This is a genomic window from Neorhizobium lilium, from assembly GCF_004053875.1.
Lineage (GTDB): Bacteria > Pseudomonadota > Alphaproteobacteria > Rhizobiales > Rhizobiaceae > Neorhizobium > Neorhizobium lilii.
This window is the reverse complement of the sequence record NZ_SBIP01000001.1, coordinates 57,264-82,334: the sequence shown is the minus strand read 5'-3', so window position 1 is coordinate 82,334 and position 25,071 is coordinate 57,264. Positions and strand designations below refer to the sequence as shown.

Below are 25,071 nucleotides of genomic sequence, written 5' to 3'. Positions count from 1 at the left end.
TTTATGGCCAGTTCGCCAGTTCCGCATTGACCAGATCGCGCCAGGCGCGGGCCTTGATCAGTTCGACGGGGAACAGTCCCTCGATCCGGAAGAACGGTGCGGACGGATCTGCGGGATCATTTTCTTGGGCAGCGGCTACCAGTTCTTCCCGGCGCGGATCGTTGCAGTCCATACGCTGGCGCAACGAGGCAAACCAGACGCCGACCGCCTTTGCAAAAGCGGCGCCGTTACCGCCAGCGGCAAGCGCGTCCATTGCGGGTGCAAGGATGCGCTGCGGCAGCTTCTGGCTGGTATCCATGGCAATCTGGATGTTGCGATGGGCGATCCGCGGATTTGCGAACCTTTCCAGCAACTGCTGCATGTAAGCATCGAGGTCGATACCGGAGACCGGATCGAGGGTCGTCACGGCTGCCTGCATGTGCCGCTTGGCCTCTGCCGCAAGAGCAGGCATGGTCATCACGTCGCGCACGTAGTCCAGGCCGTGCAGTATGCCCAGATGCGCTATGAGCGTGTGGGAACCGTTGAGAAGCCGCAGCTTCATCTTCTCGTAAGGCTCGACGTCCTTTACAAAAACGGCGCCACCGGCCTCCCATTGAGGACGACCGGAGACGAACTTGTCTTCGATGATCCACTGGATGAAGGGCTCCGTCTCGATTGCCAGACGGTCCTCGACCCCAAGAAGCTCTGCTGCACGCTGGCGCGTATCGTCTGTCGCGGCGGGCACGATACGGTCCACCATGCTGCAGGGGAAGGCGCCTTGCTCGGCGATCCACCGGGCCAGTTCCGGATCGCGGCGTTCAGCCATATCCAGCACAAGACGCCGAACGACGCGGCCATTGGCCGGCAGGTTGTCGCAGCAAAGAACGGTGAAAGGCGGCACGTTTCGCGCCTGGCGCAGCGCCAGTCCTTTCACCAGGAAGCCGACCGCACCGACGGGCGCTTGCGGGTTCTGAAGATCCGCAGCGATGGCCGGATGCGCCGGGTCCAGTCCGCCTGTGCCGGGATGCAGGCCATAAGCTTTTTCGGACACTGTCAGTGTCACGATCCTGATCTGCGGGTCGGCGAGATAGGCCAGTACCTGATCACGCTGCTCGGCCGCGCAGATCCAGTCGATCGTCGCGCCGATAACCTCTGCCTGGTCTCCGTCCCGCTCTCCCATCAGCACCGAGTAGAGCCCGTCCTGTTCGGCCAGAGCCTGCACGGGCTCGGGCGAGCGCAGATTGACGGCAACGATGCCCCATGGTCCGAATTCAGCCTGCAAGGCGCGCTGCGTGTAGACGGCCTGGTGCGCCCGGTGGAAGGCACCAATACCAAGATGCACAATGCCCGGACCAAGGGCGCCGCGGTCATACGCTGGAGCGGAAACGGATGACGGAAGTTCGGTGGCGGAGGAGAGGCGCGGCGAGGTCATTCAATTCAATCCAAATCGAGTATGACTGAGGGCACGCTCTATGCCTCTCAGTTCGGCAAGGCCCTTGAGGCGACCAATGGCCGGATAGCCAGGCTGTGCGCCACGAGAAAGATCGTCAAGGATTTCCTGGCCGTGATCGGGGCGCATGGGGATGCGGTGGTCTTCGCGGCCAGTCTCTTTCCGCCGCCGCTCTTCTTTTAGGAGAGCGGCAATGACGGCAACCATGTCGGTTCCGCCTTCCAGATGCTCGTCCTCGAAGAAGGAGCAGGGAACGCTGTCGGTATCGCGCGTGACATTGCGAAGATGCACGAAGTGGATGCGCGAGGCGAAGCGTTCAGCAAACGCCGCCAGGTCGTTGTCGTGCCGGGCTCCGAGCGAGCCGGTGCAGAGCGTGACGCCATTTACCTGGCTGTCGACATGGCTCAGCATATGCCCATAGTCCTGTTCCGTGGACAGGATTCGCGGCAGGCCGAGAAGCGGCCATGGCGGATCGTCCGGATGAGCGCAGATATTGATGCCCACTTCCTCCGCCACGGGCACGACTTCCGATAGGAAATCGATCAGGTTGGACTTCAGGCGGGCTGCTTCCAGACCGTGATAGGAGCGCAGCTTTTCAAGAAGCTGGTCGAGCGAATAGCCATCAGCCGAGCCGGGCAGGCCGGCACCGATATTGCGCCCAAGCGCTGCAATCTTCTCGTCGGTCATCTGAGAGAAGTTGCGGGCTGCGGCCTCTGCCAGACCCTGCGGATAATCTTCCGCTGCGCCCGGCCGTCTAAGGATGTGAATGTCGAAGGCAATGAAGTCGGCAAGGTCGAACCGCATGGCTTTGGCGCCATGCCGCGTTTCCCAGCGCAGGTCAGTGCGCGTCCAGTCCAGAATAGGCATGAAATTGTAGCAGACCTTGCGGATGCCGCTCTGGGACAGCCGCCTCAGTGTTTCGTGCCAGGCGCCGATATGCGCGCGCCAGTCGCCCTTCTGCGTCTTGATGTCCTCCGACACCGGAACGCTTTCGACCACATCCCAGACCAGGCCGCCAGCTTTGATCTCTTGATGCCGCCGATCGATTTCATCTTTAGGCCAGACCGCTCCGGTCGGAATATGATGGAGGGCGCTGACGATACCCTCGGCGCCGGCCTGTGCCGCATCCCGAACCGTCACCTTGTCGATGGGTCCGAACCACCGCCATGTATGCTTCATGCTATCACTCCCAGAGGTGAGGCTTGGGTGCCGAGATCGATCTGAACCTTGCAGGCGCTTGTGCGGTCGCCTGCCTGTTCGAAGGCCTGGACAGACTGTTCCAGCGGAAAGGAATGCGAGATGATCGGCCGGACATCGATCGCCCTGCGCGAAATGAGATCCACCGCCTGGGCGAATTCCTGGTCGAAGCGTTGCGAGCCCCGCCAGACGATTTCCTTGCCGACCAGCGCGTTGAGCGGGATCGTGACGTCTCCGGTGACGCCCACCTGCACGATGGTGCCGCGCGGTTTCACTGTCGCGAAAGCGGAACGCAGGGCAGGCGCTGCGGCCGAGCAGTCGAACACGACATCGAAATAGCCTTTCCCTTCCTCATAAAGGGAAAGCGCCTGCGGTTCGCGCGCCACGTTGATCGTCGATGTCGAGCCCATGGGTGCGGCGCGTTCCAGCGCGGCATCCGCAAGATCGGTCGCCACGACCTCTGACGCCCCTGCATATCTGGCGGCGGCTATCGTCAGGAGCCCGATCGGGCCGGCGCCGGTTACCAGGACTTTGGCCCCGGACAGATCACCGGCCTGTGCGACCGCATGCAGGCAGACCGCAAGCGGTTCGGCGCAGGCGGTTTCCGCCGGCGATATGCCTTCCGCGACGGGAAAGCACTGTTTGGCCGGAACCAGAAGCAGGTTGCGGAACATGCCCTGTTCGTGCGGCAGCCGCATGGCGCTGCCCATGAAGCGCATGTCGAGGCAATGGATCGGCTGCCCTTTGGCGCAATAGATGCATTTGCCGCAGGGCTGAGACGGGTTAACGGCAACAAGCGTTCCGACGGGTGGAAAGGCCACTCCCTCACCAAGGGCTGCAACGAAGCCTGAAGCCTCATGCCCGGAGATGATGGGCTCTCGGACCCGAACCGGCCCAAAACCACCATCGTGATAGTAGTGCAGGTCGGAGCCGCAGATCCCGCCCACGGCCATCCGCAGCAGCACCTCGCCCGGCCCGGGAGCCGGGGCATTTTCGGTTTCGATCCTGATATCCTGCTTGCCGTGAAGGCGGACGATCCGGGTCTGCATGTCTTTGTCTCGGTTTTGGGAGGAAAAGCCCGCGCACCGCGGCGCGGGCCGGGGTTTGTCAGCGGATCAGGCCCATTTCGGTCGGCAGCCACAAGGTGATGGCCGGAATGAACGTGATCAGGATCAGTGCGATGAAAAGCGGCACCAGCCATGGCAGGATGGCCATGGTCGTCCGCTCGACCGACAGCTTGGCGACGCGCGACAGCACGAAGAGAACCATTCCGAGCGGTGGATGAAGAAGACCGATCATCAGGTTCAGCGTCATGATGAGGCCGAAATGCACCGGATCGACATGGAACTGCAGTGCGAGCGGCAGGATGATCGGCACCAGGATAGTGATTGCGGCAATCGTATCCAGGAAGCAGCCGACGAACAGCATCAGTATGTTCACGAGAATGAGGAACACCCATTTGCTGTCGGTTATGGACAGGATGGCGCCGGAGAGCAGCTGCGCCGTCTGGCTCACCGTCAGCAGCCAGGCAAAGACTGAGGCCGCCGCCACGATGAACAGAACCGAAGCGGTCGTCTCGATCGTGTCGAAGGTCGCCTTGGCCAGCGTCTTCATCGTCATCGTGCGATAGCGCACAAGGCCGAGGAAAAGCGACCACAGCACGGCGGCGACTGCCGCTTCCGTGGGCGTGAACCAGCCCATGGTCATGCCGCCGATCAGGATGACCGGGGTCATCAGCGCCATCACGGCCGAGAAGTTGAAGTACCAGTCGCATGCGAGCAGCACCAGAAGCGCGACCAGCAGCGCCACATTGAGTGAGAGTCCCACAAGCGTCAGCAGGTAGACGCTAAGCGGCACCATCATCACGACAAGCACTTCCAGCGAGGCGCCGCCGATCATCTTCATGCTGAACGGTGTGTCCGAACCCCAGCGCTTGACCCATGCGAAAACGGCAACGGTGATCATCATCAGCAGGGTCATGACGACGCCGGGCAGGATGCCGGCCATGAACAGCGCCCCGATAGAGACGTTGGCCATCATGCCGTAGATGACGAAGGGCAGCGATGGCGGGAAGATCGGTCCGAGCGTCGCCGACGCCGCAGTAACGCCGACGGCAGCCTCGATCGGATAGCCGTGATCCTTCATCGCCTTGATCTCGATCGTGCCGATACCGGCCGCATCCGCCAGCGCCGTGCCGGACATGCCCGAGAAGACAACGGAGCCGATGATGTTGACCTGAGCGAGGCCGCCCTTCATCCAGCCGACCAGCGCCACCGCGAAGGAATAGATGCGCCCCGTGACGCCGGCGATGTTCATCAAATTGCCGGCAAGGATGAAGAAGGGGACGGCGAGAAGCGGAAAACTCTCGACGCCAGCGATCATGCGCTGCGCGACGATGATGTCCGGCGCGACGTCATATATGACGATGTAGAGAACCGAGGAGACTGCCATGGAAATGGCAACCGGCAGGCCGATGATCATCAGGCCGAGAAATGAGCCGATCAGAAGCAGCATGGATCAATCTCCCACCGACTGGAATTCTTCGGGACGCTCCAGCACGGAATAGCCGCGGCGCATATTCGCGACGAATACCTGGATGGAGCGCAGTAACATGAGGACGAAGGCGGCAAGCACCGAGTAGAAAACGATGTTGCGCGGCAGATCGACGGTGACCATTCGCTCGTCGGCGACGATCTCCATGTATCGCCACATCAGCCACGAGCCGTAGGCGAAGAAGCCTATTCGAACGAGGTCTACGGCGATCGCCATGACGCGGGTGAGGCGCGCCGGCAGGTAGTGATACAGCACATCCACCTGGATATGGCGCGAGACACGTACGCACATGACCGCGCCAAGGAAAACGACCCCGATCAGGCAGTTAACGGCGATTTCTTCCGTCCAGGCATAGCTGTCGTTCAGCACGTAGCGGGTGAAGAACTGTAGAAAGACGCAGCCCGTCATCAGCCAGAACAGGGCAAGCGTTATCCAGTCCTCGATGGCATAGGCTTTGAGATCGACCTCGACCGGCACGTCCTCGAACGTATGCGCCAGTTCTTCCGGGGTGACCGGTGTGTGGATTTCCTGGGTATGAGACATGTGCGTTCCCGTCTGGATTGGATGGCGGCGCGGCTCTTCAAAGCCGCGCCGGCGGGTTCTCACTTGATGGCGCGAATGGCTTCCCAGTCGGACTTGACGTAGCCGAAGTCCTCGAAGGCGACCTTTTCCAGCACGGTCTTCTCGAAATCGGCCTTGTCTACGTCCACGACATTGATGCCGCGCTTCTTGAAGTCCTCTACCAGCGCCTTTTCGCGCTCCTCGATGATCTTCGTGGTGCGAGCGCCCGCTTCCTGCATGACTTCCCGGAAGATCTGGCGATCCTCTTCCGAAAGGCTTGCCCAGCGGCTCTTGGAGACGATGGTGTTGAGGTGATCGACGATATGGCCGGTCAGAACGATGTTCTTCTGGACTTCAAAGAACTTCTTTGCCTCGATCGTCGTCAGCGGATTTTCCTGGGCGTCCACTGTGCCGTTCTGCAAGGCAAGATAGACTTCGGCGAACGCGATCGGCGTCGTGTTGGCGCCGCAGGCGCGTGGCATGGCAAGATAGGCCGGGACGTCCGGTACGCGCATTTTCAGGCCGGCCATGTCCGAGCACTTGGTGATGGGCTTGTTGGACGTGGTCTGGCGGGTGCCATAATAGCTGACGGCGGTAATGATATTGCCCGTCTTGTCTTCATAGCCCTTGGCCAGCCGCTTGAAGACATCGCTCTTGGTGTAGGCGATCAGGTGCTCCGGATTGCGGAAGATATAAGGGAAGTAGGTGACGCCGATCGGCTTGTAGTCGCGCGCGGCGAAGCTTGAGCCGGAGATGATGATATCGACCGTGCCAAGTTTCAGGCCCTGGTTAATATCCGCTTCCTTGCCGAGCTGGGATGCAGGATAGACGTCGATCTTGTAACGGCCGTTGGTGCGCTTGGCGATCTCTTGCGCCGCCCAGAGCGATTCCGTGTGGAAAGGCTCGGACGTCTCATAGACATGAGCCCATTTCAGAACCGTTTCCGCGTGAGCGGTGAGTGAAGAAGCGAGCGTCACTGCCGCTGCGCCCAAGAGCATTTTCCATCTGAACGTCATGAATTCCTCCCAAAATGATGTTCGAATTTTCCAAGAACCGCGCATCTGCGATGGGCGGTCAGTCCTCTCTCGCCGGCTCCTCCCCGAAGCTTTCAGAGAATCTCTTTTGTGACAGCGTCAGATGCCGCCGCATTGCCTCGCGGGCAGCGGTTGGATCCTTGGCCGCGATTGCGTCGCGAACGGCCCTGTGTTCGGAAAGCGCGTGACCCCAACTGCCGACGCTTTCGAAATGGCTCGCCAGCTTTTCGAAATAAGGCGACATGCGGCTGTCGTATATGAAGCCTGTGAAGCGGTTCAGCGCGCCATTGCCGATTATATCGGTAACCGCCGTATGAAAGGCGCGGTCGCAAGCGACGGTTTTCGATGGAACGTCGAGCGACCGTTCCATCTGCAGCAGGATCTCGTCGAGTTTTGCAATGCCCGCAGGCGTCGCACAGCGTGCGGCTTCCTCAGCAATGGCGCTCTCGATGATGCAGCGCGCCTGGAGAATTTCGAAAGGTCCATCGCTGTCGTCATCCGGCAGAACAGAGGCCGCAGGTTGAGAACTGCCGCTGATATAGACGCCTGAGCCCATGCGGATCTGCACACGGCCTTCGACTTCCAGTACGATCAAGGCTTCCCGCACCGTTGGCCGCGACACGCCGAAGCGTTCCGCAAGCTCGCGTTCGGCCGGCAGGCGTTCACCTGCCGGAAGCTCACCGGATGCGATGAGTGCGCGAATCTGCTCCGCGACCTGCCTGTAAAGGCGGCGCGGCTCCAGAGCCATGAACATGCTATCCTCCCAGCGCCAGATCCTCCTCGGCGCGTCTTGTCAGGTTGTCTTACCAATTTGCATCCGTCAATAGGTGCAGCAAGGCTTTTTTCGCAACGGCCGTCTTTTGTAGCAATTAGGAGTTGATCGCAGCTGTCGGCAGGGGCACGCCATAACGCGTCGCCAGCAACTCGAAACTCCGGTATGTGGCCGGATCCAGCTGCACTCCATAGGTCTCCCGGTCCGCTGCAATCTGCCATTCCCGATCCCCTGGCGCCATAACCGTCGCGTCCGATCGAGCCGGCGAATTCCGGAGAGCTTCGAGGTAGCGTTTCATGCCGTCGTTGAACATCGCCCGATCGCCGAAGGCCTCCGGAAGTATTGCCAGGACAAAGGCGCCAAGCTGCCGCGGTTTCGTAAAATCCGGCCCCATCATGGGGGCGATCTCGAAGCTGAGACGCATGCCGGTGACCACGGCGGTGAGGATTTCGGCAAGACCTGCAAGGCCTGCACCTTTGAAGCCGAATTCTCCGCCGAGCGGCGCCAGCATTTCGGTCTCGTTGGGGTCAGTCGTATCGACACCTTGGGCGTCGGAAGCGACCGATTCGGGGAGCGGATTCCCCAGGCTGCGGTAGAGCAGCACCCTGTTGAATGGTACTGCGCTGGTGGCCATGTCGAGCAGCCACGGGTCTTGCCCAGCCACAGGGACAGCGACCGCAATCGGGTTCGTGCCGTGGAAGCGCGATGCGCCGCCATGCAGGCGCACGAAACTGTCGGAGTTGCAGAAGGCAAAGCCGATCAGGCCTTGGCGTGCGGCTTCCAGGGCATAAGCGCCGGCGGGGCCGAAATGCGAGCTGTTGCGGATCGCCACGGCGGCGACGCCGAGCTGGCGAGCAATCGCGACTGCCCGCTCCATTGCCGTGTAGGTGGCCAGTGCGCCGTGCGCGTGATCAGCGTCCAGGGTTTCCGCAGCTCCAAAGCCACCGATTGTGTGAAGCTTCGGTGTCTTGTTGATACGACCGCCGACTAGCGCCTCCACATAATGCCCAAGCAGGCGAACGCCATGGCTGTCCACACCGAAACGCGTCCCGTGCATCATTGCACGTGCGGCAGCGGCAGCGGTTGCCTCGTCGGCTCCGCAACCCGCAAGTACCCCGCGGCAGAACTGTTCCAGGGATTTTAGAGAAACTTTCGGTTCTGTATCTGCTTGAGTCAATCCCGGCTCCTCCCAAGGAATGTACTGTGTACACACTAGACATCATTCGTGAGGAGTGCAATCCTGATCTTGGTGAGTACGAAAGATCGAGATCCAGAGGCCGATGGCGAACATTGCGCAGAAGCTCTATCAGCGCGCCTTCGAAATCCTGGAGGAGGAAATCCGCACAGGCCGAATGGAACCAGGCGCAAGACTGACGGAAACCGGCTTGGCGACCCGGTTCGGGATCAGCCGTGCGCCTGCCCGACAGGCGCTTGGCGAACTGGAGCGTTCGGGGCTGATCAATAGGGCAGGAGCGAGAGGCTACGAGGTGGCTAACCAGGGCTCGGTCTCGTCGGTAGAACCTCGGCAGCCAATCGGGATCGCGTCCGGTATCGGCGAGAAGATCCAGTTTTTGCCGAGCTGGGAGCTCATCTACCGCCAGGTCGAGATCGAGATCGTGTCCAGGACGTCACTGGCGAGCTGGCGCATCAACGAGGCCGCACTTGCCAAGACGTATGACGTCAGTCGCACGGTCGCCCGGGACGTCATGGGGCGACTTCAGCAGCGCGGCATTGTGCGCAAGGACGATAGCGGCCGTTGGTATGCGCCCGGCCTGACCGCAAAACATATCAACGAGCTTTATGAACTGCGTTGGGTGCTGGAACCCCTGGCGCTTGAGAAGGCGGTTCCTCATCTCCCCGCAGACCTGCTGCCGAGGCTTGCCACCAATGTGGCCGCGGCGAATGCAGCCATCACGACGGTCGATTCGCGCGTGTTGGATGCGTTGGAGCAGGAGCTGCATGTGGAGCTTCTCAGCTATTGCGGAAACGACGCGCTGATGCAGGCAATCAGCCTGCCGCAGGCGTTGCTGGTTGCGCACCACTTCCTGTACCACGCAGCCGCACATCTCTTCGAGACCGAACCCTTTCTGCCGGAGCATCTGGCGGTGATCGAGCGCCTGTCCGCTGGACATGTGGGTGAAGCGCGGGAAGCGCTTGTCAAACATCTCCAGGTCTCGCGCGAGCGCGCCATGCTGCGAATTCGGGCAGTGGCGGAAACAATCTCGCCACGCGATCTGCCTTACATCGAGCGTCTTGTGACGCCGCAATCCTAATCACAAACATCCAAAGGGAGGAGCCCGCCTGTGAAAATTAAGACTATCGAACCCTTCATCCTGCATCTTCCACTGACCTCGGATTCCATATCGGACTCCACCCACAGCATCACCCATTGGGCTGTCGTCGGCGCCGCCATCACCACAGATGATGGCCTTACAGGATACGGCTTTACCGGCACCCATGCTCATCTCGCCTCGGACCGGCTGATCACGGCCTGCATACGCGATTGCTATGCTCCGCTTCTGATTGACGAAGATGCCTCGGATATCTCGCGTCTCTGGACGAAGCTGGCGCGTTATCCATCCCTGCAATGGGTCGGACGGGCAGGCATAACCCAGCTCGCCCTTGCGGCCGTCGATGTGGCGCTGTGGGATCTGAAGAGCAAGAAGGCTGGCCTTCCACTCTGGAGCTATCTCGGCGGAGCCCGCACCGAGAAGCTCGAAGCCTATAATACCGATATCGGCTGGCTGTCCTTCTCCCGCGACGAGCTTATCGCCGGCGCAACGCGGGCGGTCGAGGACGAAGGCTTTACCCGCATCAAGGTCAAGGTCGGGCACGACGACCCCAACGCCGACGTCGTAAGGCTTGCTGCCCTGCGCGCCCGGCTGGGGCCGGATGTCCGTATTGCCATCGACGGCAACGGAAAGTGGGACCTTCCGACATGCCAAAGGTTCTGCGAACGCGCACGCGATCTCGACATCTACTGGTTCGAGGAGCCGCTCTGGTACGACGATGTCGGCAGTCATGCGGTTCTGGCTCGCAATACCTCGATACCCATCGCCCTTGGGGAACAGCTTTATACGGTGGATGCCTTCCGCTCATTCATCGAGGCGCGGGCAGTGGCCTATGTCCAGCCGGATGTGACGCGTCTCGGCGGAATTACCGAATATATCCAGGTGGCGGATCTTGCGCTTGCAAACCGGCTGCCTGTCGTGCCGCATGCCGGAGAAATGAGCCAGGTGCATGTGCATCTCAGCTACTGGCATCCGGCGTCAACGATCCTCGAATATATTCCATGGATCAAGGACCACTTCGAGGAGCCGGCGAATGTGCGCGAGGGCGTCTATCTTCGCCCGCAGCAGCCGGGCGCGAGTACAACGCCTCTTGCGGCGAGCTTCGAGCGCTATGGAAAAAGCCTGAGCTAACCAGGAGCAGCGCTGAAATTGGCAGCCGCAATGGTCTCCGTTGCGGCTGGTTCTTTGCGGCTGCAGCGGCTAACACGTTTGCATGACTGCCCGCCAGGGCGAAGCCGTGTATCAGGGGATAGCCGTGACATTCAGCACAGAATCCAAAGGTGTCTACGCCATTGCCACCACCCCGTTTTTCGAGGACGGGTCAATCGATTTCCACTCGATCGACAAGCTCACCGATTTCTATGAGCGGAGCGGCTGCACCGGCATCACCATTCTCGGCATCATGGGCGAGGCACCGAAGCTGGAGCCCGAGGAAAGTCGGGCTATCATCCAGCGCGTCGTGTCGCGTGCGAACGTGCCTGTCATCGTCGGTGTTCCGGCGCCCGGCTTTGCCGCTATGCGGTCTCTTGCGCGCAGCGCGATGGACATGGGCGCGGCAGGCGTGATGATTGCGCCGACGCCGGCCCTGAGGACGGATGATCAGATCGTCAATTATTTCGCGGGTGCTGTCGAGGCGGTCGGCGACGACGTGCCTTGGGTGCTGCAGGACTATCCGCTGACGCTGACCGTGGTCATGTCTCCCGGCGTGATCGCCAAGATAATGGCCAACCACCCGTCATGCCTGATGCTGAAGCACGAGGACTGGCCAGGGCTGGAGAAGGTCTCGAAGCTGCGCGCCATGCAGAAGGCGGGAGAACTCAGGCCCTTCTCTATCCTGTGCGGCAATGGCGGCATGTTCCTCGACTTCGAGCCGGAGCGCGGTGTGGACGGCGCGATGACGGGCTATGGTTTCCTGGACATGCTGACAAAGCTGGTAGGACTTTTCGCAAGCGGCAGGCGCGACGAGGCACATGATCTTTTCGATGCGCATCTGCCGCTCATCCGCTACGAACAGCAGCTCGGGATAGGTCTTGCTGTACGCAAGCATGTGCTGAAACGGCGCGGCGTCATCGCCTTGGATGCGCAGCGCAAGCCGGCCCAGATGCTGACGCCGACGGCGCGCGCGGAGGTGGATTATCTGCTGGCGCGTCTGGCAAAGCGAGATCCGCGGGCGTCCTTCTAGGCCAATAAGCAGATCCGGTAGACGCCGGATCTGCTCTGAATATAGCGCTAGTTTTGAAACTACCGTGCGGCCCAGTTGGCGCCTCGGCGGAAGATAGTCTTCATCTGTGGCACGTCGAATTCCTTGGCCACATGACCAAGCGAGGAATAGAAGACGCGGCCCTTGCCGTATTTACGCTTCCAGACCACCGGCATCACGACGCCATCGATCCAGTAGGCGTGGTCGCCAGTGAAGGTTGTCGTCGCCAGCACCTCGTTCGACGGATCGACGTGCATGTAATACTGTTCGGACGTGTAGGGGAAATCGGTAATTCCTTCCATCAACGGATCGTCGGGCTTGGTAATGTTGACCGTGTAATCGATGATGTTGCCGGGATGAGCCACCCACTGGCCGCCGATGATGAACTGATAGTCAACCGACTCGCGGAAGGCGTCGCCTGCTCCACCATGATAGCCCGCGATCCCGACGCCGCTTTCGATCGCGGCGGCTAGGTTCTTCACCTCTTCCTTCTCGATCTTCGACATGGTCATGATCGGAACGATCAGGCTCAGGTCATGGATTGAAGGATCCGCAAAGGCTTCGGTGGAATGCTCGAGATAGACCTTGAACCCGTCATCCTCCAGCATGTCCTTGATGACCTCGGCGCATTCCTGTGGTTCATGGCCGCTCCAGCCACCCCATACGATAAGTGCTTCGCGCATTCTCTTCTCCTCCGATTACTGGGCCAACCGGCCGTCGATGAGCGACACCGACAGGGGTGCCGGCCGCTCGGTGGTGGTGGTAATCTTGATCGTGCGGCCTTCCGCGGCGGCCGTATGAAAGGCTTCCATCACCTCAAGCACGTGCAGGGCAAGGTCGCCATTGGCGCGGTGAGGCCGGTTCGATCGCAAGGCATAGGCCATATCGGCAACGCCGATCGACCGGAAGTTTCCGTCCGAATAGGGCGACGTCAGAGGTTGCTCCTCGAACTGGCCGCCCTTCTTGAGGTATTCCACCGGCCCGCCGAAGCGGTTCGGGTCCGGCACGATCAACGTGCCCTCGGTGCCGTAGACTTCGAGCGGCACGTGCTTGTGTCCTGCAACGTCGAAGCTCATGCCGATCTGCACGACCGCGCCGCTGGCAAAGGCCATGACGCCCGCCACATGGGTCGGCACATGCACAGGGATGCGTTCGCCATTGCGCGGCTCGCTGGTGATGATGCGCTCGGCACGCGGCGTGATGGCAAAGCCTGCGACCTGCGAAACCGGCCCCAGCAGGTTGACGAGGTCGGTGATGTAATAGGGTCCCATGTCCAGCATGGGACCGCCACCGACTTCGTAATAGAAGTCGGGGTTGGGATGCCAGCGCTCGTGGCCGGGGCACATGAAGGTGGCCGTTCCGCCGACCGGCAGGCCGATCAACCCTTGATCGATCAATGTGCGAGCGGTCTGGTGTCCGCCGCCGAGAAACGTGTCCGGCGCCGCGCCGATCCGTAGGTTTTTGGCGCGTGCGGCATCGGCAAGCTTCTTGCCCTCGGCGAAATTGATGCCGAGCGGCTTTTCCGAATAGGTGTGCTTGCCCGCATCCAGCGCCTGCAGGGCGACGGCGACATGCGCTTTGGGAACCGTAAGATTGACGATGATCTGGATATCCGGATCACCCAGAAGCTCCTCGATCGATCTCGCCTGCAACCCGAACTCGGAAGCCCTTGATTGCGCCAGCTCGCCATTCAGGTCAGCAAGTCCGCGAATGTCGAGGATCGGAAAATCCGTGGTCATGGCCTTGAGATAGGCGCCGGAGATATTACCGCATCCGATGATGCCAATGCCGACTTTTTCCATCATTTTCCTCCCGATGGCATATGCTTCTAACTGTTCAGCGCGCTGGCCCCGTGGTGTTCCAGGGAGATTCGTAAAGTTCGTAAAGCGCTACGGCCGCCGCGCCCCGAGCCCAGAAGTCGTCGTTCGAATCATCGAAGACGAGCTCGCTGACCCCCTGAAGCGAAGGCGGGATGGCAAGCGAGTAGGCATCCCGCAGGCTGTTCAGAAAAGGCTCGCCCAGAGCCAGCGAGGAGCCGACGAGGATGACCCGCGGTGGCGCAAACAGCGTCACGATATTAGCGATAGTAAAGCCGATGGTCTCGCCGGCACGGATTGCCGCGGTAATCAGCTGGCTATCGTCGGCTTTGATAAGGGTTTGCGCATGCGCCATGCCGCGGCCGAGCCGAACAGCCTCTGCCAAGCGGCCATCCGTCTGCTGAAACCCGAGTATGGCGTTCTCGCCCGCCTGGCTTGAAAGCCGCACGACGCCATCCTTGCTCATCCCCAGAACAAGATCGCCGAGATTGTGGCTGAGGCCGCCGGCGCCACGAAACAGCCGGTTGTTGTGCAGGACGCCGAGGCCGAGGGTCTGTTCGAGCGACACCAGCACCATGTCTTCCAGATCGCGGGCGCGGCCGAACCAATGATGCGCAAGCGTGATGGCCGTTGCGTCGCTTTCAACAATTGTTGTCGTATCGAGGCGTGCGGACATCTCGGCGGCGAAATCCACATTGGTGTCGCGGAGAATGGGGCTCGAACGGATATGTCCGCTACGATGTTCGATAACTCCCGGCAAACCCAGGCAGACGCTGTGTACGTCCACCAGCGACAATCCGGCGTCGAGTACGCATCGGCGCACCCCGTCCTCGACAATGTCGGCGATGACGCTGATTGGCTGGCGGTCGATCCGGATCGGCAGGGTCAGTGTCGCCAGCACCTCGCCGCAAAAATCGGTAACGACAAAGACCATACGGCTGGCGGCGATCTTCGCGCCCACCACGCGTGCGGCGGCCGGATTGAGCTCCAGCATGACCCGCGGACGCCCACGAACTGTCTCGCTGCGGATGTCCCCCTCGTGGCGGGTGAGGATAAGGCCGTCATCAAGCAATGATCCCGTGATGGCGGACACAGTTGTCGGCGATAGCTCTGTTCCTTCGGATATTTCCACCCGTGAAATCGGTCCGCGGCGCCGGATGGTGTCCAGCACGCTGAGGCGGTTCATCGCACGCATGAGTTCCGGATCGGCAGTCTTCATCTCTTGGGCGCACTTGCATCGTGTGACTGCAGCTCAAATTAATTCGAGATGCAAATTAAATCCACATCGTTCTTAAGGCGATTTTCAAAACATGCGCAAGAGATAATCATCTAAGGGCGATAAAATAGGCAATTTTGGAGTTATACGCAGCCGAGCTATTGACAGGATGTCGCTTATGTCGATTATTTAATTCGGATACAGAATTAAAGCTTTGGGAGGAGCGTCTTCGATGTCCATCAATATCACTAAAACCGTTTCGGTCTCGACCGCAGCTCTCGCGCTGATGGGCGGGTTCATGACAGCCGGTACGGCAGCGGCCGACAGCGTGATCCGCTGGATGCACGTCGAGCAGGTGCCATCTACGATAGCGCTTTGGACGCAGATCGCCAAGGAGTTTGAAGCCAAGCATCCGGGCGTCAAGATCGAATTGCAGTTTCTTGAAAACCAGGCCTTCAAGGCCAAGCTGCCGACATTGCTTCAGTCGAAGGATGCGCCGGCCATGTACTACACCTGGGGCGGCGGTGTGCTGCAGGCGCAGTCTGTTACGGGAGCGCTTCGCCCTATCGATGCGACGCTGGATGCCGATGGTGCAGTATGGCGCAAGTCGATCAATCCCTCTGCTGTAGAAGGCCTGAGCTTCGATGGGAAGGTCTGGGCAGCGCCTTCCAAGAGCGGGCTTGTCTCCTTCTACTACAACAAGGAGCTATTCCAGAAGGCCGGTATCGATGCGTCCAAGATCGGCACCTGGGACGACTTTCTAGCTACTGTGAAGACCTTGAAACAGGCGGGCATCACGCCGATTGCAGGTGGGGGTCGCGACAAGTGGCCTCTGCATTTCTACTGGAGCTATCTTGCCATGCGCGAGGCGGGGCAGAAGGGATTTGCAGACGCCAAGGCCGGTCAGAATGACGGCTTTGCAGCGCCAGCCTTCGCCAAGGCTGGCGAAGACCTTGCGGCTCTTGGAAAGCTCGAACCCTTCCAGAACGGTTATCTCGGGGCAACTTGGAACGATGCGCTTGCCGCTTTCGGCGATGGACGGGCAGCGATGATCCTGAGCTTCGAGAACACGCCGGCAACCCAGGCGACCAATTCAACGACCCGAAAGGGTCTGGCTGACGACAATATCGGCCGCTTCCCGTTCCCGGTCGTCAAGGGTGGGCCCGGTGTCATCACCGACAGTTTCGGCGGTTTGAACGGTTGGGCAGTGACCAAGAATGCGCCGCCGGAGACGGAGGAATTCCTGCGCTACATGGGCAGCCTTGATGTGCAGAAGCAGTTGGCCAAGGAAACGCAGATCATGCCCGTCACAAAGGGCGCAAGCGAGGCCATTTCCCGGCCGCTGCTGAAGGAGGTGGCGGAGGCGCTGGCCAAGGAAACCTGGCACCAGAATTTCCTCGACCAGGATCTCGGACCCAATGTCGGGGCGATCGTCAACGACGTCAGCACCGAGATCGTATCTGGTGGTGAAAAGCCGGCCGACGCCGCACAGCAGATCGAGGACGCCTACTCACTCGAACGCAAGTAAATGCAATGCCGGCCTCTCATTCCTTAAGGCTGCAAGCCTCGGGAGCGCCGGCTTCTGTTTCCGGCTGACGCCGGGTTGCGCGTTCTAAGAGGCCCGAAAGCCAATGAGCGAGATGCTTATATCCACCAACGTCGTGACCGCTGGAAGTGCACTTTCGGTGCCGAGGCGGCGAAAGCGGTCGCTGGCCCACAGCAAGTGGCCGGTCCTGATCCTGTTCCTGCCGCCGGCGCTGCTTCTGTTCACCGTGCTCGTGATCCTCCCCATGGGCGAGGCGGGCTGGTATTCCTTCTACAACTGGAACGGCTATGGCAGCCCGACGCAGTGGATCGGGCTGCGCAACTACCAGCTTATCTTCCGCAATGGCGCCTTCACGCAGGCGCTGATCAATAACGGGTTGATCGTCGTTGTTTCCGTGTGCGTGCAGATACCACTTGCCCTTTGGCTTGCGAGCATGGTTGCCAGCCGCATCAAGGGCGCCCTGTTTTTCCGCCTGATCTTCTTTCTGCCTTACGTGCTGGCGGATGTCGCTGCCGGCATGATCTGGCGTTTTGTCTATGACGGCGATTTTGGCCTGGTAGCCGGTATTTCGCATTTCCTGGGTGTCGAAGCGCCGTTCTGGCTCGCTGACCGCGACATGGCCATGTATGCCATCCTGGGCGTCGTGGTCTGGAAATACTTCGGCTTCCACATGATGCTGTTCATCGCCGGGCTCCAGTCGATCGACAAAAGCGTGCTCGAAGCGGCCGATATCGACGGCGCGACCGGGTTTCAGAAATTCCGGCTGGTCACCTTGCCGCTGCTCGGTTCTACGGTTCGCCTTTCGGTTTTCTTCGGAGTGGTGGGCTCGCTGCAGCTGTTCGACATGATCATGCCTCTGACCGGCGGCGGTCCGTCGAACTCCACCCAGACCATGGTAACCTTCCTCTATAATTTTGGGGTGACCCGCATGCAGATCGGGTTCGGCAGCGCCGTCGGCGTCGTGCTTTTCGTGCTCTGCGTGACGCTCGCCTTCAGCTACAAGCGGGTGTTCATGCGCCATGACTGAGATTTCCGCTTCCGCTCCCATCGATGCCGCCAGCGCGCCGACGTCAGGCCAGCGGGTCCGCACCGGTACACAAATCTATATGTATGTCTCTCTGCTGCTAGTCGCGGCGATCGTCGTGGTGCCTTTGCTCAGCACCGCGCTCGGCGGCTTCAAGACGCTCGGCGAGCTACGTGGTAATCCATTCGGTCTGCCGAGCGAGTGGCAATGGGCGAACTACACGGATATCATCCTCAGCAAGCGATATTGGCTGCAGATGAGCAATTCGCTGATCATCGCGCTGCTCACCGTCTTCCTGACACTGGCATTCGGCGCCATGGCGGCCTTCTGCTTTGCGCATATCCGCTTCTTCGGGTCCAGCTACCTGCTCAACTACTTCCTGATCGGACTGATGTTCCCGGCCGCGACCGCCATCCTACCGCTCTATATCCGCATCCGCGATCTTGGGCTCATCGACACCTACTGGGGCGTCGTGCTGCCGCAGGTAGCCTTCGGCCTCGGCATGAGCATCATGCTGTTTCGAAACTACTTCCGGAACCTGCCGCAGGAATTGTTCGACGCGGCATTCGTCGATGGCTGCGGCTATATGCGCTTCTTCTGGCATATAACCCTGCCGCTTTCGCGGCCGATCATCGCAACCGTCGGCATCATCTCCTTCGTCAGCAGCTGGAACAATTATATCGTGCCGCTGATCATGCTCAATTCCGACAGCCTCTATCCCTGGCCGCTCGGCATCATGATCTATCGCGGCGAATTCAGCACGGAATGGCAGCTGGTGCTGGCCTTCATCACGCTGACCATCCTTCCCACCATCATCGCCTTTTTCCTGGCACAGAAGCACATCATTGCGGGCCTTACGGCCGGCGCGGTGAAGTCCTGAGCCCTATCCGGAGTAACCAGAATGGCACCCGTCGAACTGAGACAAGTCCGCAAGGCTTATGGCGCACTCGAAGTGATCCACGGCGTTTCCCTGTCCATCGAGGATGGGCAATTCATTGCGCTGGTTGGCCCGTCGGGCTGCGGCAAATCCACCTTGCTGCGCATGATCGCGGGCCTTGAGGAGATCAGTGCCGGCGATGTCATCATCGGCGACGGGGTCGTCAACGATCTGACGCCGCGGGAGCGCAACATCGCCATGGTGTTCCAATCCTACGCGCTCTACCCGCACATGACGGTCGCCGAAAACATGGGCTTCAACCTTCGCCTCGCCGGCACGCCGAAACCTGCCATCGCCGAGCGGGTAAACGAGGCGGCCAGGATGCTGGATCTCACCGCCCTGCTGGACCGCAAGCCTGCGCAATTGTCGGGTGGGCAGCGCCAGCGCGTCGCCATGGGCCGCGCCATCGTTCGCAACCCTGCCGTCTTCCTGTTTGACGAGCCACTGTCCAATCTCGATGCCAAACTGCGCGTGCAGATGCGCTCGGAAATCAAGACGCTGCATCAGAAGGTCGGAACCACATCGATCTACGTAACCCATGACCAGATCGAAGCCATGACGCTGGCGGATCGTATCGTCGTGCTGAACCAGGGGCGGGTCGAGCAGGAGGGAACTCCGATGGATCTCTACCGGAAGCCGGCCAATCTCTTCGTCGCCGCCTTCATCGGTTCGCCTGCCATGAACCTTCTCGACGGAACAGTGGATGGGGATGGAGGCGAGGCAGCGGCACGGCTGGCCGACCGTACGGCCATTCGTATAGCGCCGGACAGAAAGGTAACACGCGGCCAGGCGATCAAGATCGGGCTTCGCCCGGAACATCTGAGCCCAGGGCAGGGAGGAACTACGCTTTCAGGCCAGACGCTGCTGGTCGAGCCGACCGGGGCGCAAACTCATATCGTTTTCGACCTTGCCGGCCATCCTGTGACCGCAATCGTCGACGGCGAATATCCCGCCCGCTACGGCGCTCGTTTCGACGCCAATATTCCCGCCGACCAGGTGCATGTCTTCGATCGCGAAAGCGGCATCGCGCTTTAAGCTAGAATGTTTTCAGGCCTTCCATCCGACTAATGCCAACACGAAAATACAGCAACAAGGCCTGCCGTATTTGTTACTGTTGAATTTCAGCCCATTGGCGAATATGGTTTATTGCTCTGGGAAGATTACAACAGGTACATGCTGAATGCTGGTCATTCTCGCCGATGACGTCACGGGCGCACTTGATGCTGCCGCACCCTTCGCGGGGCGCGGACTGCGCACGCGCGTGGTCTTGAATGTAGATGCCATTGAGCATTCTTTGCGTGATGAGCCGGACGTACTTTCCATCGATCTGAACTGCCGGGAATGTTCGCCGGAAGCGGCGCATCAACTGGTTACCCAATCACTGTCTGCTCTTCCTCAGGGCGTTACGCTTTTCAAGAAGGTGGATTCGCGGCTGAAGGGAAATATTGCGGCCGAACTGTCCGCGATCCCGTTCACTCGTGCGCTGGTGGCGCCGGCCATTCCTGAATTCGGCCGTGCGGTGAGGGCAGGGCATGTGGAAGGGTTCGGCGTCGCTGAACCCATTTCGCTCCTCGCCGCGCTGGGAGGTGCGGACGACCGCTACCTGATCCCCGATACGATGACCGAAGAGCAGATGCAGCAGGCACTCCATACGGCGCTGGCGCAAGGCGTCGATCTGTTGATCGGCGCACGTGGTCTGGCCGAAGCGCTGGCGCGGTCGATGACCGGAATGGCGGAGGCGCGACCCGCCGAGGTTGCCAAGGGCAATGCGCTGTTCGTCATCGGTTCGCAGGACCCGATCACCCTTGCGCAGGTGGCGGCTTTGCGGCAAGCGATAGCGGTGGACTATTCCGGTGCGCCGAACGGACATGTTGAGCCAAGGGCACCAGCGGATGGGCCAGTGACGCTGGTGCAGGCATTGCCCGGGCAGGAAGACAGTTCGCCTGAGGAGGTATCGCGCCGTCTTGCCGAGGGGGTGGTGCCTCGACTGACGGACGTTGCGACGACATGGTTGCTCTCGGGAGGTGCGACGGCGCAGGCGGTTTTGGCGAAAGCCGGCATTACGGAGCTCGATCTTCGCGGAGAATGTCTTCCCGGTCTCGGTGTCGCCGAAGCGGATGGTCACTGCATCATCGCCAAATCGGGCGGGTTCGGGCGGCCGCACACGCTGAAAGATATTGCCGCACGGGTCATCGGGGCGATCTGACATGGGACTGGTCAACGGAACGGCACGCAAGGCACTCCCGGATATCGTCTTCGAGCGAATGCTCAGGGCCATCAAATCCGGCGCCTACAAGCCCGATGAGCGTTTGCCGACGGAGCATGAACTGGCAACCGAATTCGAGATGTCGCGGCCGGTGATCCGGGAGGCGCTGCGGCGTTTGCGCGAGCAGGGGCTCATCTATTCGCGGCGTGGTGCCGGCAGCTTCGTGCGCGCGGTGGGCTTGCGCGAGCCGCTGGGTTTCGGGCAGCTGGAAAACGTTGCGGACCTTCTCAGCTGCTACGAGTTCCGCCTGACGCTTGAGCCTGCCGCAGCAGCCGCCGCCGCCGCGCGGCATGACGCGGATAGTTTCGCCGCCATCCGTCGGGCGCTTGAACTCCTGCGCGATGCCACCAACCGGCAATCGCACAGGGAGGATGCCGACTATCAGTTCCACCTCGCCATCGCCCGCGCAGCCAATAACAGCTACTTCTCTACCGCCATGGTAGCTCTCAAAGATCACATCTCGGCAGGCATGAAGTTCCATGGCATTTCCGTCAAGCGCGAGGCGTCCGGCCTTTCTCGGGTCTTCGCGGAACATGAGGCGATCGCCAATGCAATCCTGGCCAAGGACGGGCCGGCGGCACGACAACTGATGCAGACGCATCTCGAAGGATCGCGGGAGCGCCTGTTCCAGACGACTCAGCGGGACTGAAATACGGCGGTCGTCGTTGCCAGCCTCAATACGCGGCGCGATAAATGCCGAGAACGTCTTCGACGCTCATGTCGATCGGGTTGTTGTCCATCAGGCGGCGGATGGCGTGGGCATCGCTTGCGTAACGCAGAAGATCCTCTTGCCTCGCCCCATGCGCAGCCAGCGCCATTTCCACGCCAAGATCAAGGCAGAAGGTTTTTGCAATCTCGCTGACGTCGCCGGGTGAGCGAGCGCTCTCCGCGCCGAGAGCCTTGGCAACTTCCGTCGTCTTCTCTGGTGCGGCCGGCTGGTTGAATGCAAGCACATGGGGAAAGATGATCGCGTTCGCTAGCCCGTGCGGCAGGTGCAGCAGCGTTCCAAGCGGGTAGGCAATAGCATGTCCGGCCGCAGTATTGACCGGTCCAAGGCAGATGCCGCCGTAATAGGAGGCCAGCATCAAGCCTTCGCGGGCTTCGGTGTCGGCACCGTCCTTCACCGCTCTCGCCAGATATTTGCCCACCAGGCGAAAGCCCATGCGGGCGAAATCGTCGATCATCGGATGGGCGCGACGGTTGGTGAAGGCTTCGACACAATGCGCCATGGCGTCGATACCGGTCGCCGCCGTCACGGCGGGCGGGACGCTGTAGGTCAGTTCGGGATCGAGAACTGCGAAATCGGCGATCAAATGAGGGCTCTCGACGGCGATCTTGTTGCCTTTGACCGGGTCGGTGATCAGCGAGCGGATGCCGGCTTCCGAGCCCGTTCCAGCGGTCGTCGCTACCTGGACCAGGCGTGTCTTCCTGCCGACTACCCGGTTCGGTCCGGCAACATCGGCGATCCCCTGCTCGCTGTCCCAGAGAGCTGCCACCAGCTTTGCGACATCCATGACGGAGCCGCCGCCCAGGCCGACGATCAGATCCGGACTGACAGTGCGGGCCGCCGCAAGCGCGGCCTCCAGAGTGGCGATATCAGGCTCGCCGGGGATGGCGTCGAATACCGATACCCGTCCGGACAGTTGGAGCCGTTCGACAAAGCCTGCGGTAATGGGCGTCGCGATAACCAGCACGGACGCGGCCTCGTCGGCCCATGTGCCGACCTCGCGGATCATGCCCGCTCCGACGGCAAGCCGGCGCGGCTGGTGAATGGTGATGGGAGCGACGGCCATGGTAATTTATCCTTCTTTTCCGCCAGCCACGAGCTTGCGCGCATAGGCAATGGCGGAATTCATGTTGCCGTGATTGGCGATGCCCTTGCCGGCGATGTCGAAAGCCGTGCCGTGATCGACGGAGGTCCGGTCGATCGGCAGATCGACGGAGACGTTGACGGCTGTGTCGAAGGCGACAAGCTTGATGGGGATGTGCCCCTGGTCGTGATATTGCGCCACCACCAGATCGAAGCCGCCGGAATAGGCCCGGTGGAACACAGTGTCCGCCGAGATCGGCCCCTGCACGTCGATGCCCTCGGCCCGCGCTGCCGCGACCGCCGGCGCAATCTGCTCCTCGTCTTCCGTGCCGAACAGCCCGTTTTCGCCGCAATGGGGATTGATACCGGCAACCGCAATGCGCGGCCTGGCATAGCCGACCCGCTTCAGGTGACTGTCGCCGGCCCGGATCGTTGCCAGAACCCGCTCAGTCGTCGCGCGGCGTATGGCTTCCTGCAGGGAAACGTGGGTGGAGACGTGGATGACCTTCAGCCGCTCGGAGGCGAGAAGCATGTAGGCCGCCGACGATCCTGTCAGGCTGCGCAGCATGCCGGTATGGCCATCATAGTGATGGCCAGCCATGTTCAGCGCTTCCTTGTTGATTGGCGCAGTCACGATGCAGCCGATATCGCCGGCCTGCGCATCCCGCACCGCCTTCTCGATGAAGCGGAAGGCGGCATCGCCGGCGATAGCGGAAAGCTGCCCCCAGGCAAGCGGTGCTCCCTCGATCGGCAGGTCGACGACATAGGGCGTTAGATCGATGGTGACGCCGACCGCGTCCCGTGCAGCTTCCAGCGTCGCGAGATTGCCGTAGATCCGCGTCGCTCCGCGATCTGCTTCGCTCATTTCCGCCAGTGCTCGCACTGTGATCTCAGGGCCGACGCCGCAGGGATCGCCCATGGTGATGCCGATGGTCGTGCTCATTGGTCGTTCCTTTCCATGACTGCTGCCCAGCCGGGCGCAAGGCGCACATATTTTATGGCGCGCCTGTAATAGGTATAGGCGATGTGAAGGCTGCCGTCCGGTCCCTCCAGCAGCGAGGGGTAGGACATTTCCTTGTTCCGGCCGTCCGTGGAATCGTTGGAGAGGCAGGTGCCGGGACCATTCTCGATAACGACGCGCGTCGGGAAGCTGCCTCCGCCATCTTCAGAGAGACAGACGGATACGGGTGCGCGCGGCACGCCCCAGACCGGCACGCAGCCGCCGGTCGGATCGGCATCCGGACGCGTGTCATCCTCGCCCAATTCGTCGTAGAGGGAGGCGCGCCTGTCGCTGGACTGCGCTGCGTTCACCGGATTGCAGATGACAGCCACGCGCCCGTCGTTCAGACGGATAGCTGCGACGGAGGAATTGTTGTTCGGGATATCGGTCGGTTCAGGCGCGCTCCAGGAGCGACCATCGTCGCTGCTTTCGGTGCGGTAGACCTGATCGGCCTGCCGGCGACGAAAGAAGGCAGCATGCCGGCCTGCGCCCAGAGAAACGGGGCTCATGTGCACGCAGCCTGTGGATTGACCGATTTCCTCCAGCCGCCATGTCCGACCCTCGTCTTCCGACACGCCGACTGCTGCATAATCATGGCTTCCGTTCCATTTCTGCCCCGGCCGCTGCAGGCATCGGAAGATCGGAAGTAACCAAGCTCCGTCATCGCGCACGGTCAAGGGAGCGCGCACGAAGCAGCCGAGGGGTAGATCGAGATATCGGCCTTCGTCCGTCCTCAGACGGGTCGGGTCCTTACCGTCGCGCACCACCTTCGCCATGCGGATACGGCATTCGTCCTGATTTCCGGAGGGCTGCGACGTGTGAAACAGCCATAGCCGGCTGTCGGGCGCCGTGAAGAAGACCGGGTTCTGCTCCGAATGCGCAGGGTCATTGCTCAATCGTTGCGCTGGTCCCCATTTGCTGGAACCTGGCAGGAGAACGGAAGCAAAGATCGAAATGTCGGACTTGCCTTCGAGCGATCCGCCGAACCACGCGCATACCAACGCCCCATCCGCAAGCCAGTGCAGGAAGCTCGCATGGTTCTGCACCATGGGCGAGGGCAGGAAAGCCTCGTGCCGACCTTTGGCGGTGGATTGGACGGCGCCCGTCATCGCGAGGGCTATCTCGTCGGGTGTCATTGGCTCCTCCTTGTCGTCTTCAGGATTGCCAAAATAACAAAGTTGTCAAGTTTATTGGGATTAAGAAAGTGCTTTAAAAATCTCAATTTAGAAAATAACTCATTGAAATTGCATGATAATAAACATCTATATTTATTCGCAGAGAAAGATATTGGAAATTAATTTGACAAACTGCGACGAAAGTTCGATTGTCGCCGCAAGGCTTAAGGAAGCGGACTGAGGGCTGAGGAGCGCTTGATGTCGGCTTGATGCGGCGTTCTGATGGACCTCGCATATTCGGCT

23 protein-coding genes are annotated in these 25,071 nt (G+C 60.7%); 9 read left to right on the top strand and 14 right to left on the bottom strand.

Going from position 1 to position 25,071, the window contains the following annotated elements; genetic code table 11:
- Window position 1: 1 nt before the first annotated feature.
- The 8 genes from EPK99_RS00365 to EPK99_RS00330 form a co-directional block, all read right to left on the bottom strand.
- Entirely contained in the window at window positions 2–1,411 is a 1,410-nt protein-coding gene (locus EPK99_RS00365) for a mannitol dehydrogenase family protein (protein WP_128440662.1), read from the bottom strand.
- Window positions 1,412–2,608 carry a mannonate dehydratase gene (gene uxuA, locus EPK99_RS00360; RefSeq protein WP_128440661.1) on the bottom strand — a complete coding sequence of 399 codons (1,197 nt, stop codon included), beginning with the start codon at window positions 2,606–2,608 and terminating at the stop codon, window positions 1,412–1,414.
- Window positions 2,605–3,675 carry an L-idonate 5-dehydrogenase gene (locus EPK99_RS00355; RefSeq protein ID WP_128440660.1) on the bottom strand — a complete coding sequence of 357 codons (1,071 nt, stop codon included), beginning with the start codon at window positions 3,673–3,675 and terminating at the stop codon, window positions 2,605–2,607. Before EPK99_RS00355 ends, uxuA begins: the two co-directional genes overlap by 4 nt.
- 58 nt (window positions 3,676–3,733) lie before the next feature.
- Window positions 3,734–5,140, bottom strand: coding sequence for a TRAP transporter large permease (locus tag EPK99_RS00350; protein ID WP_128440659.1), 1,407 nt, complete (start codon window positions 5,138–5,140; stop codon window positions 3,734–3,736).
- A gap of 3 nt (window positions 5,141–5,143) precedes the next feature.
- A complete protein-coding gene (locus EPK99_RS00345) occupies window positions 5,144–5,722 on the bottom strand; it encodes a TRAP transporter small permease (RefSeq protein WP_128440658.1) in 579 nt (192 codons plus the stop codon).
- Between the two features lie 59 nt (window positions 5,723–5,781).
- A complete protein-coding gene (locus EPK99_RS00340) occupies window positions 5,782–6,756 on the bottom strand; it encodes a sialic acid TRAP transporter substrate-binding protein SiaP (RefSeq protein ID WP_128440657.1) in 975 nt (324 codons plus the stop codon).
- A 58-nt stretch (window positions 6,757–6,814) separates the two neighbouring features.
- Window positions 6,815–7,528 (bottom strand): FadR/GntR family transcriptional regulator, encoded by a 714-nt coding sequence (locus EPK99_RS00335; RefSeq protein ID WP_128440656.1) that lies wholly within the window; start codon window positions 7,526–7,528, stop codon window positions 6,815–6,817.
- Between the two features lie 115 nt (window positions 7,529–7,643).
- Window positions 7,644–8,723: an Ldh family oxidoreductase gene (locus EPK99_RS00330; protein ID WP_128440655.1), complete on the bottom strand. Its 1,080-nt coding sequence runs from the start codon at window positions 8,721–8,723 to the stop codon at window positions 7,644–7,646.
- 103 nt (window positions 8,724–8,826) lie between these two features.
- On the opposite strand from EPK99_RS00330, the gene EPK99_RS00325 reads away from it, so the two are divergent.
- The 3 genes from EPK99_RS00325 (at window position 8,827) to EPK99_RS00315 (ending at window position 12,019) form a co-directional block, all read left to right on the top strand.
- Window positions 8,827–9,819: a GntR family transcriptional regulator gene (locus EPK99_RS00325; RefSeq protein ID WP_128440654.1), complete on the top strand. Its 993-nt coding sequence runs from the start codon at window positions 8,827–8,829 to the stop codon at window positions 9,817–9,819.
- Between the two features lie 30 nt (window positions 9,820–9,849).
- Window positions 9,850–10,968, top strand: a complete 1,119-nt coding sequence (locus EPK99_RS00320; RefSeq protein WP_128440653.1) for a mandelate racemase/muconate lactonizing enzyme family protein — start codon at window positions 9,850–9,852, stop codon at window positions 10,966–10,968.
- A 124-nt stretch (window positions 10,969–11,092) separates the two neighbouring features.
- Window positions 11,093–12,019, top strand: coding sequence for a dihydrodipicolinate synthase family protein (locus EPK99_RS00315; protein WP_205909026.1), 927 nt, complete (start codon window positions 11,093–11,095; stop codon window positions 12,017–12,019).
- Between the two features lie 59 nt (window positions 12,020–12,078).
- On the opposite strand, the gene EPK99_RS00310 is transcribed toward EPK99_RS00315, so the two are convergent.
- Genes EPK99_RS00310 through EPK99_RS00300 form a run of 3 tightly spaced genes read right to left on the bottom strand, consistent with a single transcriptional unit; the run spans window position 12,079 to window position 15,073 of the window.
- The gene (locus EPK99_RS00310; RefSeq protein ID WP_128440651.1) at window positions 12,079–12,720 is read right to left on the bottom strand and encodes a ThuA domain-containing protein; all 642 of its coding nucleotides are present in this window, start codon (window positions 12,718–12,720) and stop codon (window positions 12,079–12,081) included.
- A 15-nt stretch (window positions 12,721–12,735) separates the two neighbouring features.
- Complete coding sequence (locus EPK99_RS00305) at window positions 12,736–13,839, bottom strand: Gfo/Idh/MocA family protein (RefSeq protein WP_128440650.1); 1,104 nt, start codon at window positions 13,837–13,839, stop codon at window positions 12,736–12,738.
- Between the two features lie 34 nt (window positions 13,840–13,873).
- Entirely contained in the window at window positions 13,874–15,073 is a 1,200-nt protein-coding gene (locus EPK99_RS00300; protein WP_128440649.1) for an ROK family transcriptional regulator, read from the bottom strand.
- A 229-nt stretch (window positions 15,074–15,302) separates the two neighbouring features.
- On the opposite strand from EPK99_RS00300, the gene EPK99_RS00295 reads away from it, so the two are divergent.
- The 6 genes from EPK99_RS00295 to EPK99_RS00270 all read left to right on the top strand — a co-directional run bounded on the left by EPK99_RS00295 (window position 15,303) and on the right by EPK99_RS00270 (window position 21,492).
- Window positions 15,303–16,598 carry an ABC transporter substrate-binding protein gene (locus EPK99_RS00295; RefSeq protein WP_128440648.1) on the top strand — a complete coding sequence of 432 codons (1,296 nt, stop codon included), beginning with the start codon at window positions 15,303–15,305 and terminating at the stop codon, window positions 16,596–16,598.
- 112 nt (window positions 16,599–16,710) lie between these two features.
- Window positions 16,711–17,643 carry a carbohydrate ABC transporter permease gene (locus tag EPK99_RS00290; protein ID WP_245455707.1) on the top strand — a complete coding sequence of 311 codons (933 nt, stop codon included), beginning with the start codon at window positions 16,711–16,713 and terminating at the stop codon, window positions 17,641–17,643.
- 79 nt (window positions 17,644–17,722) lie between these two features.
- On the top strand, window positions 17,723–18,520 hold the full coding sequence (locus EPK99_RS00285) for a carbohydrate ABC transporter permease (protein WP_128442072.1): 798 nt from the start codon (window positions 17,723–17,725) through the stop codon (window positions 18,518–18,520).
- A 21-nt stretch (window positions 18,521–18,541) separates the two neighbouring features.
- Window positions 18,542–19,612, top strand: a complete 1,071-nt coding sequence (locus tag EPK99_RS00280; protein ID WP_128440647.1) for an ABC transporter ATP-binding protein — start codon at window positions 18,542–18,544, stop codon at window positions 19,610–19,612.
- A gap of 145 nt (window positions 19,613–19,757) precedes the next feature.
- Complete coding sequence (locus tag EPK99_RS00275; protein WP_128440646.1) at window positions 19,758–20,783, top strand: four-carbon acid sugar kinase family protein; 1,026 nt, start codon at window positions 19,758–19,760, stop codon at window positions 20,781–20,783.
- A 1-nt stretch (window position 20,784) separates the two neighbouring features.
- Window positions 20,785–21,492: a FadR/GntR family transcriptional regulator gene (locus EPK99_RS00270; RefSeq protein WP_128440645.1), complete on the top strand. Its 708-nt coding sequence runs from the start codon at window positions 20,785–20,787 to the stop codon at window positions 21,490–21,492.
- A 25-nt stretch (window positions 21,493–21,517) separates the two neighbouring features.
- Here EPK99_RS00270 and EPK99_RS00265 read toward each other — a convergent pair whose 3' ends face one another.
- The 3 genes from EPK99_RS00265 to EPK99_RS00255 are packed head-to-tail and all read right to left on the bottom strand — an operon-like array spanning window position 21,518 to window position 24,789.
- Window positions 21,518–22,636: an iron-containing alcohol dehydrogenase gene (locus tag EPK99_RS00265; RefSeq protein WP_128440644.1), complete on the bottom strand. Its 1,119-nt coding sequence runs from the start codon at window positions 22,634–22,636 to the stop codon at window positions 21,518–21,520.
- Between the two features lie 6 nt (window positions 22,637–22,642).
- A complete protein-coding gene (gene pdxA, locus EPK99_RS00260) occupies window positions 22,643–23,596 on the bottom strand; it encodes a 4-hydroxythreonine-4-phosphate dehydrogenase PdxA (RefSeq protein ID WP_128440643.1) in 954 nt (317 codons plus the stop codon).
- The gene (locus tag EPK99_RS00255) at window positions 23,593–24,789 is read right to left on the bottom strand and encodes a sialidase family protein (protein WP_128440642.1); all 1,197 of its coding nucleotides are present in this window, start codon (window positions 24,787–24,789) and stop codon (window positions 23,593–23,595) included. The genes pdxA and EPK99_RS00255 overlap by 4 nt, the downstream gene beginning before the upstream one ends.
- Between the last annotated feature and the right edge of the window lie 282 nt (window positions 24,790–25,071).

What these genes read in the sequence shown, in the direction of transcription:
- EPK99_RS00365 (WP_128440662.1), bottom strand. Translation starts at nt 1,411, where the DNA reads ATGACCTCGCCGCGCCTCTCCTCCGCCACCGAACTTCCGTCATCCGTT.
- uxuA (WP_128440661.1), bottom strand. Translation starts at nt 2,608, where the DNA reads ATGAAGCATACATGGCGGTGGTTCGGACCCATCGACAAGGTGACGGTT.
- EPK99_RS00355 (WP_128440660.1), bottom strand. Translation starts at nt 3,675, where the DNA reads ATGCAGACCCGGATCGTCCGCCTTCACGGCAAGCAGGATATCAGGATC.
- EPK99_RS00350 (WP_128440659.1), bottom strand. Translation starts at nt 5,140, where the DNA reads ATGCTGCTTCTGATCGGCTCATTTCTCGGCCTGATGATCATCGGCCTG.
- EPK99_RS00345 (WP_128440658.1), bottom strand. Translation starts at nt 5,722, where the DNA reads ATGTCTCATACCCAGGAAATCCACACACCGGTCACCCCGGAAGAACTG.
- EPK99_RS00340 (WP_128440657.1), bottom strand. Translation starts at nt 6,756, where the DNA reads ATGACGTTCAGATGGAAAATGCTCTTGGGCGCAGCGGCAGTGACGCTC.
- EPK99_RS00335 (WP_128440656.1), bottom strand. Translation starts at nt 7,528, where the DNA reads ATGTTCATGGCTCTGGAGCCGCGCCGCCTTTACAGGCAGGTCGCGGAG.
- EPK99_RS00325 (WP_128440654.1), top strand. Translation starts at nt 8,827, where the DNA reads ATGGCGAACATTGCGCAGAAGCTCTATCAGCGCGCCTTCGAAATCCTG.
- EPK99_RS00310 (WP_128440651.1), bottom strand. Translation starts at nt 12,720, where the DNA reads ATGCGCGAAGCACTTATCGTATGGGGTGGCTGGAGCGGCCATGAACCA.
- EPK99_RS00305 (WP_128440650.1), bottom strand. Translation starts at nt 13,839, where the DNA reads ATGGAAAAAGTCGGCATTGGCATCATCGGATGCGGTAATATCTCCGGC.
- EPK99_RS00300 (WP_128440649.1), bottom strand. Translation starts at nt 15,073, where the DNA reads ATGAAGACTGCCGATCCGGAACTCATGCGTGCGATGAACCGCCTCAGC.
- EPK99_RS00295 (WP_128440648.1), top strand. Translation starts at nt 15,303, where the DNA reads ATGTCCATCAATATCACTAAAACCGTTTCGGTCTCGACCGCAGCTCTC.
- EPK99_RS00290 (WP_245455707.1), top strand. Translation starts at nt 16,711, where the DNA reads ATGCTTATATCCACCAACGTCGTGACCGCTGGAAGTGCACTTTCGGTG.
- EPK99_RS00285 (WP_128442072.1), top strand. Translation starts at nt 17,723, where the DNA reads ATGTATGTCTCTCTGCTGCTAGTCGCGGCGATCGTCGTGGTGCCTTTG.
- EPK99_RS00280 (WP_128440647.1), top strand. Translation starts at nt 18,542, where the DNA reads ATGGCACCCGTCGAACTGAGACAAGTCCGCAAGGCTTATGGCGCACTC.
- EPK99_RS00275 (WP_128440646.1), top strand. Translation starts at nt 19,758, where the DNA reads ATGCTGGTCATTCTCGCCGATGACGTCACGGGCGCACTTGATGCTGCC.
- EPK99_RS00270 (WP_128440645.1), top strand. Translation starts at nt 20,785, where the DNA reads ATGGGACTGGTCAACGGAACGGCACGCAAGGCACTCCCGGATATCGTC.
- EPK99_RS00265 (WP_128440644.1), bottom strand. Translation starts at nt 22,636, where the DNA reads ATGGCCGTCGCTCCCATCACCATTCACCAGCCGCGCCGGCTTGCCGTC.
- pdxA (WP_128440643.1), bottom strand. Translation starts at nt 23,596, where the DNA reads ATGAGCACGACCATCGGCATCACCATGGGCGATCCCTGCGGCGTCGGC.
- EPK99_RS00255 (WP_128440642.1), bottom strand. Translation starts at nt 24,789, where the DNA reads ATGACACCCGACGAGATAGCCCTCGCGATGACGGGCGCCGTCCAATCC.